Below are 9,269 nucleotides of genomic sequence, written 5' to 3'. Positions count from 1 at the left end.
GCGGCGGTCAACGCCGCCTTCATGGATCATTTCCAGTCCATGGGCCGCGCCCACTTCACCGTGCGCCGGCTGGAGCGCGCCTACGGCAAGGAGACGGTGCGCGCGGCCTATCTCGAGGAGAAGGCGGCGCTCGGCCTCGGGTGAGGGGGCCGCACTCCGCTGGCCGACGACCGATCCCGTCCTCGCCCTCATCCTGAGGTGGCGGCGCGAAGCGTCGCCCTCGAAGGATCCTCCAGGTCCCGCGCGATCCCTGGAGGATCCTTCGAGGCCCGCTGGCGCGGGCACCTCAGGATGAGGAGGAGGATGGGAGAGGCGGGCGCCTCATACCGTTTCCGGTTGATCACTTCGGTTTCACCATCCGCCGTCATTGCGAGGCGAAGCCGTGGCAATCCAGGGCGCGACATTTCCGGAGAGGTCGCGCCCTGGATCGCTTCGCTGCCGCTCGCGATGACGGGATGGGGTACGGCCCGAGGTGATCAGCCGGAAACCGTATCAGAGCCTCATGGCCACACCTTGATCGTCACCGGCCGGCGCACGAGGTCGCGGTCGGAGGTGATGGTGCAGCCCTCCGTGCGCAGGGTCGCGAAGGTGAGCAGCCCGCTCTCGCCGACATCGTCGAAGTTGCGGCCCTTCGCGCCCGGATCGAGCAGGGACGGGTAGGCGATGAGCCGGCCTTTCGCCGTGCAGGGATCGTCGTAGAGCGTCGCCCCGGCGAGCAGCAGCCGCGGCACGTCCCAGGTCAGCAGGTCGCGCGAACTGCTCCAGTAGAAGCCCGATTCCGGGAAGACGCCGCCCTTCGCCGCCATGAACACGGCGATCCAGGCGCCGCTGCCGCGGTGGCGCACCACCGCGCCGACGGGAGCGGGAAACGGTGCCACCGGCTTGCAGGTGTCGGCGAGCTTGACCGGCTTGCGGTAGGGGTCGGGGAAGGCGGCGGTGAAGCCGGTGCCGGTCCAGGCGCGCCAGCTCGCCGGATCGTCGGGCCGCTCGGTCCGGAACAGGCAGACGCCCGCCGCCTGGTCGCTGCCGGGCCGGTCCCAGCCGGTGGTCGAGGCGAAGACGTAGCGGTAGCGCCCCTCGCCGACGATGTTGGAGGGGTTGAAGAAGCCCCGGTGCCGGCCCTGGCCCTCCTCCTGCCGGAACGGCGCGCCGGCCACCACCGCGGGCGGCGTCGCGCGGGCGAAGCTGCGGCCCCCGTCGCGGGAGAAGGCCGCCGTGACCGTGTTGTACCAGCACTCCATGTAGACCTTGGAGCGGCAGCGGCCCTCGTGCTCGTTGGCCTGGTACTCGTGGTGGAGGAGGGCGGCGACGGTCGTGCCGTCCTCGGTCCAGGTGGCGGTGATCCAGGAGCGGTCGTCGTAGAGCGCCGGATCGGGCTTCTCGCCGGAATCGAGCACCACCCGGCAATCGATCTTGAGACTGTCGAAGTCCGGGCCGCGCAAGGCGCGGTTGCGGTAGTGCAGGCCGTAGAGCGCGATTCCGCCCGACGCGTCGCGAAAGGCGCGGGCGGGGGCGTCGGGCACGTCGGCGCCGTCGCAGGCGTCGCGGGTGGCGGAAAAGATCGTCCGCTCCGGTCCCGTCAGGGTGAGCGCCGAGAGCGGCGGCTCCGGGGCGGCCCGGGCCGGCGGCGCGAGGCCGCAGGCGGTCGCGAGGACACCGAAGAGGAGACGGCCAAGGGGACGAGACGATCTGGACATCGCGAATAGATTGCGTTTTGAACCGTTACAGGGAGCTTGTCCGCATCCGCCGGAGCGAGCGCCGTCCACAGGCTGCCCCATGCTAGTTCTGATCCTCGGCCTCGTGCTGTTCCTCGGCACGCACGCCTTCTCCATGGCCCGGGCCAAGCGCGCGGAGGTGATCGGCCGGATCGGCGAGAACCGGTTCAAGCTCGGCTACACCCTGCTCTCGGCGCTGGGCCTGATCCTCACCGTCACCGGCTACGGCCTCTACCGGCAGGAGGGCATGATCCCGGTCTGGTCGCCGCCGCTCTGGACCCGGCATCTCGCCGTGCTGCTGACGCTGTTCGCCTTCATCAGCCTCGCGGCGACCTACCTGCCGGGCCACATCCGCACCCGGCTCAAGCACCCGATGCTGCTGGCCGTGAAGATCTGGGCGACCGCCCACCTGCTCGCCAACGGCGATCTCGGCTCGATCCTGCTGTTCGGCGCCTTCCTCGCCTGGGCGGTGGCGGCGCGCATCAGCGCCAAGCGCCGGACGCTGACCGCGGGGCAGGTGGCGGATCAGCACGGCGGGCAGGCCGCCCCGGCCGGCTGGCGCAACGACGCCATCGCCGTCGTGGTCGGCGTCGTGGCGTGGTTCGTGTTCGGCAAGTACCTGCACCCGCTGCTCATCGGCGTCGCCGCCTGGCCGGGACAGGCCTGACCCCCATTCGCCAAAGCGGGGACGCTGTGCTAGGCGCCCTCGACACGACGACGAGCGAGGCGAGAGCGCTTCCCGCGAGGGGCGCCCGGATTTGTCATGGCCGAGAACAACGAATTCATCCGCGAGGTCGATGAGGATTACCGCCGCGACCAGATCGCCAAGATCTGGAAGCGCTACAACGCGCTGATCATCACCGCGGCGATCCTCCTCGTGGCCGGCGTCGGCGGCTACAATTACTGGCGCCACGCCGAGCGCACCCGCGCCGAGGCGGCCTCCGAGCGCTACGATCAGGCCAGCCGCCTCGCCAAGGACGGCAAGGTCGAGGACGCGGACCGCGACTTCGCCGCGATCCGGACCGACGGGCCGGGCGGCTACGCCCTGCTCGCCCGCTTCCGCCTCGCCGCCGAGACGGCCAAGCGCGATGCCGTCGCCGGGGCGGCGGCCTACGACGGGCTCGCGGCCGATACCGGCATCGGCGATTCCCTGCGCGACCTCGCCCGCCTGCGCGCGGCCCTGCTGCGCCTCGACGGGTCCGACCCGAACGCGGCCCTGGCGAGCCTCCAGGGGCTGGCCGCCCCGACCAACGCCTACCGCCACACCGCCCGCGAGATGCTCGGCCTGACCGCGCTCAAGCGCGGCGACACCGAGGGCGCCGGCCGCTGGTTCGACCAGATCAGCGCCGACACCGAGACGCCCCAGGGCCTGCGCCAGCGGGTCGAGGTCTACGAGGCGCTGGTCGCCGGCGGCCCCGTCACCGTGACGGAAGCCAAGCCCGAGAACGCCGCCCCGCCGCCGATCACCCGCTGACGGCGCGGACGCAACCGCCTATCTTCTCGAGCATCGTCCCGAACGGTGGCCTCCGGCTTTCGGAAAAAGTTGTTTCCCATGGATCTGCCGACCGTCGCGATCGTCGGACGCCCGAATGTCGGCAAGTCGACCCTGTTCAACCGGCTGGTCGGGCGCAAGCTCGCCCTGGTGGACGACCGCCCCGGCGTGACCCGCGACCGCCGCGAGGGCGAGGGCTTCATCGGCGACGTCGCCTTCCGCGTCATCGACACCGCCGGCCTCGAGGAGGCGGACGCCGATTCGCTGCTCGGCCGCATGCGCGCCCAGACCGAGGCCGCGATCCTCGAAGCCGACGCGGTCCTGTTCGTCATCGACGCCCGCGCCGGCGTGCTGCCCGCCGACCGGCCCTTCGCCGAACTGGTGCGCCGCTCCGGCTGCCCGGTCATCCTCATCGCCAACAAGGCGGAGGGCGGCGCCGGGATGGCCGGCGCCTACGAGGCGTTCTCGCTGGGGCTCGGCGACCCGATCCCCTTCTCCGCCGAGCACGGCGAGGGCCTGGGCTCGCTGCAGGATGCGCTCCGCGAGGTTCTGCCCGAGCCCGACGACGAGGAGGAGGACGAGGAGGGCGGCAAGGGCCTGCGCGTCGCCATCGTCGGGCGGCCGAACGCGGGCAAGTCCACCCTGATCAACCGGATGATCGGCGAGGACCGCCTCCTCGTCGGCCCCGAGGCCGGCATCACCCGCGACTCGATCTCCCTCGACTGGGAGTGGCGCGGGCGCCGGATCAAGCTGCACGACACCGCCGGCATGCGCCGCCGCGCCCGCATCGACGACAAGCTGGAAAAGCTCGCGGTCTCCGACGGGCTGCGCGCCGTGCGCTTCGCCGAGGTCGTGGTCGTGCTCCTCGACGCGACGATTCCCTTCGAGAAGCAGGATCTCACCATCGTCGATCTCGTCGAGAGCGAGGGCCGCGCCGTGGTGATCGGCCTCAACAAGTGGGATCTCGTCGCCGACCAGCCGGGCCTGCTCAAGAGCCTGCGCGAGGATTGCACCCGCCTGCTGCCGCAGGTGCGCGGCGTCGCGGTGGTGCCGCTCTCGGGGCTCGCCGGGGAGGGCATCGACAAGCTGATGCAGGCGGTGGTCGACGCCTCCGAGGTGTGGAGCCGGCGCGTCTCCACGGCGCGGATCAACGCGTGGCTCACCGACGCGCTCCAGCGCAACCCGCCGCCCGCGGTCTCGGGCCGGCGCATCAAGATCCGCTACGCCACCCAGGTGAAGAGCCGCCCGCCGCACTTCGCCCTGTTCGGCAACCAGCTCGACGCCCTGCCGAAATCCTACACCCGCTACCTCGTCAACGGCCTGCGCGAGGCCTTCGACCTGCCCGGCACGCCGATCCGGCTGTCCCTGCGCACGTCGAAGAACCCGTTCGACAAGGGCTGATCAGCGAGGGCTGATCGACGAGGGCGGACGGCCCGGGCGGGCGGTGTCCCGCCGGCCCCGCGCCCGAGAAAGAAAAGACGTCCTTCTCGGAACCGATCGCGGAGGGATTCGCTCTCCTCAGACGCCGATCATTGGGAGGCCGAACCCTTGCCCGCCGCGTGCAGGTCCTTAGCTTTTCGGCTCCTTCCCGAACGGACATTTTCCCCATGGCCGGATCGTCTTCCGCCGCTTCCGTGCGGCTGACGAAGCGCGGCGAGCCGCGCACGCTCGTCCTCCTGGGCCTCGCCGCCCTGGCGGCGCTTGCCGTGATCGCGGCGTTCCTGGTCCTGCTCGCGCAGGGCGCGGGCGGGGGCACCCTCAAGGCCGTGAGCGAGGGGCTGGCGAGCCGCGGCTTCTGGACCGCCGTCGCGGTCGGGCTCGCGGCGCAGACGGTCGACGGCGCGCTCGGCATGGCCTACGGCATCACCTCGACCACCTTCCTGCTCTCCACCGGCGTGCCGCCGGCGGCGGCCTCGGCCTCCGTGCACGTGGCCGAGATCTTCACCACCGCCTTCTCCGGCCTGTCGCACTGGCGGCTCGGCAACGTCGACAGCGCCCTGTTCCGGCGCCTGCTGATCCCCGGCGTGATCGGCGCCGTGGCGGGGGCCTATCTCCTGACGTCCGTCGACGGCGACACCATCAAGCCGTTCGTCTCGGTCTACCTGCTCGGGATGGGGCTCTACGTCCTGTCGAAGGCGTTCCGCACGCTGAAAACCCGGCGCGAGCCGCCCCGCGCGGTGGTGCCGCTGGCGCTCGGCGGCGGCTTCGTCGACGCGGTCGGCGGCGGCGGGTGGGGGCCGGTGGTGACGACGACGCTGGTCGGCGGCGGGCAGGACCCGCGCACCTCCATCGGTTCGGTCAACGCGGCGGAGTTCTTCGTCGCGCTGGCGAGCGGGGTGTCCTTCACCCTGCTCGGCGGGCTGACCCACTGGACCACCATCGCCGGCCTCGTCGCCGGCGGGCTGTTCGCCGCGCCCGTCGCCGCGCTGCTGGTGCGGGTGATCCCGGCACGGGCGCTGATGGTCGTGGTGGGTCTCCTGATCGCGGGCTTGAGCCTCGTGAACCTCGCCGGGCTGTTCGGCTGAAGCATCGTCCCGGCAGGGGGGCGGCTTTCGGGTGAAGTCGATGCTTCATACGGTTTCCGGTTGATCACCTCGGGCCTTGTCCAATCCCGTCATCGCGAGGCGGAGCCGAAGCGATCCAGAGCGCGACCGATCCGGAAAGGTCGCGCTCTGGATTGCCACGGCTTCGCCTCGCAATGACGAAGGAGAAACCGAAGCGATCAACCGGAAACCGTATCAGCCCTCGCGCGTCGTCATCCATCCCGTGTGGTCTCGGCGAGCCAGTCGACCACCGCGTCGAGGGCCTGGCGGTTGCTGGTGTCGCCTCCGCGGGTCGCCTCGAAGGCGGCGATCTGCCGGTCGGCGCTGGTGCCCTCCCGCAGGATGCGGTGGGCGTCGGCCACCTCCGCGGTGCAGCCGAGCGCCTCGGCATCCTCCGCGATCAGCGAGAGCAGCGTGTCGAGGGCGGCCGGGAAGGAGAAGGACTGCTCGGACGCCTCGTCGATCAATTCCGCCTCGATCCCGCTGCGCTGGGCCCGCCACAGGTTCTCCGCCGCGATCGCCCGCGAGACGCCGGTGAGCCCCGCATGGATGTCGGGCCGGCGCTCGACCAGCCGCACGAGGCAGCGGAACAGGGCCGCCACCACGATGGCGTCGGAGAGCCGGGTGCAGGAATCGGCGATGCGCAGTTCGAGCGTCGGGAACTTGATCGAGGGGCGCAGGGACCACCACAGGAAGCTCGCATCCTGGATCGAGCCGGCATTGGTCATGATGCGCACGTAGCGTTCGTAGGCCGCCGCGTCGCCCATCAGGTCCGGTAGGCCGGTGCGGGGCAGCTCGCCGAAGGCGCTGAGGCGGTAGGCGGAGAGACCCGTCGGCTTGCCCTGCCAGAACGGCGAGGAGGCGGAGAGGGCGAACAGCAGCGGCTGGAACGGCAGCAGCCGGTCCATCAGCGCCACGCGCCGGTCGGGGTCGGCGACCTCGACATGGACGTGCATGCCGCAGATCAGGCTGCGCCGCCCGGCCAGGCCGACATCGCGCAGGATGCCGCGGTAGCGGTCGCCCTTGGTCGGCAATTGCCGCGCCCAGTCGGCGATGGGGTGGGTGCCCGCGGCGAAGACGAGGAGCCCGTGCTCGCCCCCCAGTTCCGCCAGCGCCCGCCGCTGCCGCAGCAGCGCGGCGTGGGCGGCCGCGAACTCCGTGGAGGGCGGGGTGCAGACCTCGACCTGGCACTGGAGCAGCTCGCGCCCGATCTCCGGCAGCCGCTCGCCGGCCGCCTGATGGAACGGCTTGACCGAGCGGCGCGGCGTGCCGCGGGTCTCGGCGTCGGCGAGGAAATACTCCTCCTCGATCCCGAACCGGTAGGGGTGGGCGCTCATGCCGTGCTGACTCCGACGACCGGCTGACGCGCTCCCGCCGAAGGGCAGCCGGCCCGGCGAGGGAGCGCACCGAAAGGACCTTGGCCGGGAGCAAGCCGTTAGCCCCGATAACGGTTCCCGGAGAGGCTCGGGACCGGAGAGGCTCGGGGTCGAGAGGCTCGGCCGGATGCGCGACACCGTGGCCGCCCGGCGCGGGGCCGGCGGGGCTCGCCCGGGAGCCCGGGAGAGCGCTAAGTGTCTCTCACAAAACTCCCGCTGCGCCGTCGCGGTCGAAGCGGACACGACCGGTGGCCGGGCGTTTTGTGAGGCACTCCAAGCATCCGCTTTCCCCGTTTCGATACCGCGACCATGCCCGAACTGCCCGAAGTCGAGACCGTGCGCCGGGGGCTGGCCCCCGCGATGGTCGGCGCGCGCTTCGCCCGCGTCACCCTGCGCCGGCCGAACCTGCGCTTCCCCTTCCCCGAGCGCTTCGCCGAGCGGCTGGAGGGCGCCGCCGTGGTCGACTTGGCGCGCCGGGCCAAGTACCTCACCGCGCATCTCGATTCCGGCGAGAGCCTGATCCTGCATCTCGGCATGAGCGGGCGCTTCGACGTCAGGCTCCCCGACGGCTCGAACCTCTCGCCGGGCGACTTCTACCTCGAAGGGGCGCTCGGCACGCCCAAGCACGACCACGTGGTGATGGCGATGGGCAACGGCGCCACCGTCACCTACAACGACGCCCGCCGCTTCGGCTTCATGGACCTCGTGGCGACCCGCGACCTCGAAACCTGCCGCCACTTCGCCGGGATGGGCGTCGAGCCGCTGTCGGACGCCCTCGACGCCGCCCTGCTCGCCCGCCTGTTCGCCAGAAAGATCACGCCGCTGAAGGCGGCGCTGCTCGACCAGCGCCTGATTGCGGGACTGGGCAACATCTATGTCTGCGAGGCGCTGCACCGATCCGGCCTCCACCCGGCCCTGCCGGCGGGGGCGCTCGCCAAGCCCAACGGATCGCCGACACCGAAGGCGAAAAAACTCGTCACCGAGATCAAGGCGGTGCTGACCGAGGCGGTGGCGGCCGGCGGCTCGACCCTGCGCGACTACGCCCGGCCGGACGGGGAGCGCGGCGCCTTCCAGCACGGGTTCCGCGTCTACGACCGGGTGGGCCATGCCTGCCCGACCAGGGGCTGCACGGGCCGGATCGGCCGGATCGTGCAGGGCGGGCGCTCGACCTTCTTCTGCGAAACCTGCCAAAAACTGCCGCTCCGGTAAGATCGCAACGGCTGAGCCGCCGGTTTCATCCGGCTTAGGGTTTGCTGAAATTCGGCGCTCATCCCCCGTTCTTCAGGTCATTCGCCCCGCGAATGTTGAACGGTTCGGGGCCGCAACGCGTTCTCAGCTTTGCCACAGCACGGCAAAGCCCGTTTCCGCTCTTCGGGTGCCGGCCGTCCGCGGCGGCAGGCTGAAGAGCCCAACGACACGGAGGAACACCATGCGCGCCATCAAGCTGCTTCCCGTCCTCGGCCTCATCGCCCTCGGCCTCGCGGCCTGCAAGGACGAGAAGAAGGACACCACCGGCACGACCACGCCTCCGGCCAACACCACGACCACCGCCCCGGCGACGCCGCCCGCCACCCCGCCGGCCGCCGGCCAGACCACGGCGCCGACCAACCCGCCCGCCGCGAACAAGCCCGCCGGCCAGCCGTAACGTCCAGGGACGTTCGACGTCGCCCGGCCGGTGGCCGGGCGCGCACGGACAGGGAGAAGGCCCGCCGGGAGGCGGGCCTTCTTGCGTTCGGGGCAGGCCCCGCACCCGCTTGACAGGCGCGCTCTCATGAAACATGTAAAGTTACATGAGACGAGACAGCAAGCTTTCGGGCGTCCTCCACGTGCTGCTGCACATGGCGGAGATCGAGGGGCCGGTGACGTCGGACTTCCTGGCCAGCGTGATGCAGACCAACCCCGTCGTGATCCGGCGCATCATGGCGGGCCTGCGCGAGCGGGGCTACGTCCGCTCCGAGAAGGGGCATGGCGGCGGCTGGCGGATCGCCTGCGATCTCCGGGCCGTCACTCTGCGCGACATCTACGAGGCGCTCGGCGCCCCCGAGATCTTCGCCATGGGCAACCGGAGCGAGGCGCCCGGCTGCCTCGTCGAGCAGGCGGTCAACGCCGCGATGGACGAGAGCTTCCGCGAGGCGGAGGCGCT

At 71.3% G+C, this 9,269-nt stretch carries 9 protein-coding genes and 1 pseudogene; 8 read left to right on the top strand and 2 right to left on the bottom strand.

What is annotated here, in order from left to right; all coding sequences use genetic code 11:
• Positions 1-144: pseudogene (locus MFF42_RS05250) on the top strand (EcsC family protein); the annotation flags it as partial.
• A gap of 356 nt (positions 145-500) precedes the next feature.
• Here MFF42_RS05250 and MFF42_RS05245 read toward each other — a convergent pair.
• Positions 501-1,697 (bottom strand): hypothetical protein, encoded by a 1,197-nt coding sequence (locus MFF42_RS05245; RefSeq protein WP_238254822.1) that lies wholly within the window; start codon positions 1,695-1,697, stop codon positions 501-503.
• 79 nt (positions 1,698-1,776) lie between these two features.
• Here MFF42_RS05245 and MFF42_RS05240 point away from each other — a divergent pair, with 79 nt between their 5' ends.
• From MFF42_RS05240 to MFF42_RS05225, 4 genes are all read left to right on the top strand, one after another.
• Positions 1,777-2,382 carry an NnrU family protein gene (locus MFF42_RS05240; RefSeq protein ID WP_238254821.1) on the top strand — a complete coding sequence of 202 codons (606 nt, stop codon included), beginning with the start codon at positions 1,777-1,779 and terminating at the stop codon, positions 2,380-2,382.
• A 96-nt stretch (positions 2,383-2,478) separates the two neighbouring features.
• Positions 2,479-3,189 (top strand): tetratricopeptide repeat protein, encoded by a 711-nt coding sequence (locus tag MFF42_RS05235; RefSeq protein ID WP_238254820.1) that lies wholly within the window; start codon positions 2,479-2,481, stop codon positions 3,187-3,189.
• Positions 3,190-3,267: 78 nt separating this feature from the next.
• Positions 3,268-4,608: a ribosome biogenesis GTPase Der gene (der, locus tag MFF42_RS05230; protein WP_238254819.1), complete on the top strand. Its 1,341-nt coding sequence runs from the start codon at positions 3,268-3,270 to the stop codon at positions 4,606-4,608.
• Positions 4,609-4,814: 206 nt separating this feature from the next.
• Positions 4,815-5,732 (top strand): sulfite exporter TauE/SafE family protein, encoded by a 918-nt coding sequence (locus MFF42_RS05225; RefSeq protein ID WP_238254818.1) that lies wholly within the window; start codon positions 4,815-4,817, stop codon positions 5,730-5,732.
• Between the two features lie 230 nt (positions 5,733-5,962).
• Here MFF42_RS05225 and MFF42_RS05220 read toward each other — a convergent pair whose 3' ends face one another.
• On the bottom strand, positions 5,963-7,087 hold the full coding sequence (locus tag MFF42_RS05220) for a carboxylate-amine ligase (RefSeq protein WP_238254817.1): 1,125 nt from the start codon (positions 7,085-7,087) through the stop codon (positions 5,963-5,965).
• Positions 7,088-7,435: 348 nt separating this feature from the next.
• Between MFF42_RS05220 and mutM the strand changes: the two genes are divergently transcribed.
• The 3 genes from mutM to MFF42_RS05205 form a co-directional block, all read left to right on the top strand.
• Entirely contained in the window at positions 7,436-8,335 is a 900-nt protein-coding gene (gene mutM / locus MFF42_RS05215) for a bifunctional DNA-formamidopyrimidine glycosylase/DNA-(apurinic or apyrimidinic site) lyase (RefSeq protein WP_238254816.1), read from the top strand.
• 220 nt (positions 8,336-8,555) lie between these two features.
• On the top strand, positions 8,556-8,771 hold the full coding sequence (locus MFF42_RS05210) for a hypothetical protein (protein ID WP_238254815.1): 216 nt from the start codon (positions 8,556-8,558) through the stop codon (positions 8,769-8,771).
• Between the two features lie 145 nt (positions 8,772-8,916).
• The coding region (locus MFF42_RS05205) for an Rrf2 family transcriptional regulator (RefSeq protein ID WP_238254814.1) at positions 8,917-9,269 on the top strand (353 nt) is incomplete at its 3' end.

Source organism: Methylorubrum podarium (assembly GCF_022179745.1).
In the GTDB taxonomy this organism is placed as follows: domain Bacteria; phylum Pseudomonadota; class Alphaproteobacteria; order Rhizobiales; family Beijerinckiaceae; genus Methylobacterium; species Methylobacterium podarium.
The sequence above is the reverse complement of the archived record's forward strand: the minus strand, read 5'-3'. Positions and strand labels throughout refer to the sequence as shown.

What these genes read in the sequence shown, in the direction of transcription:
- MFF42_RS05245 (WP_238254822.1), bottom strand. Translation starts at nt 1,697, where the DNA reads ATGTCCAGATCGTCTCGTCCCCTTGGCCGTCTCCTCTTCGGTGTCCTC.
- MFF42_RS05240 (WP_238254821.1), top strand. Translation starts at nt 1,777, where the DNA reads ATGCTAGTTCTGATCCTCGGCCTCGTGCTGTTCCTCGGCACGCACGCC.
- MFF42_RS05235 (WP_238254820.1), top strand. Translation starts at nt 2,479, where the DNA reads ATGGCCGAGAACAACGAATTCATCCGCGAGGTCGATGAGGATTACCGC.
- der (WP_238254819.1), top strand. Translation starts at nt 3,268, where the DNA reads ATGGATCTGCCGACCGTCGCGATCGTCGGACGCCCGAATGTCGGCAAG.
- MFF42_RS05225 (WP_238254818.1), top strand. Translation starts at nt 4,815, where the DNA reads ATGGCCGGATCGTCTTCCGCCGCTTCCGTGCGGCTGACGAAGCGCGGC.
- MFF42_RS05220 (WP_238254817.1), bottom strand. Translation starts at nt 7,087, where the DNA reads ATGAGCGCCCACCCCTACCGGTTCGGGATCGAGGAGGAGTATTTCCTC.
- mutM (WP_238254816.1), top strand. Translation starts at nt 7,436, where the DNA reads ATGCCCGAACTGCCCGAAGTCGAGACCGTGCGCCGGGGGCTGGCCCCC.
- MFF42_RS05210 (WP_238254815.1), top strand. Translation starts at nt 8,556, where the DNA reads ATGCGCGCCATCAAGCTGCTTCCCGTCCTCGGCCTCATCGCCCTCGGC.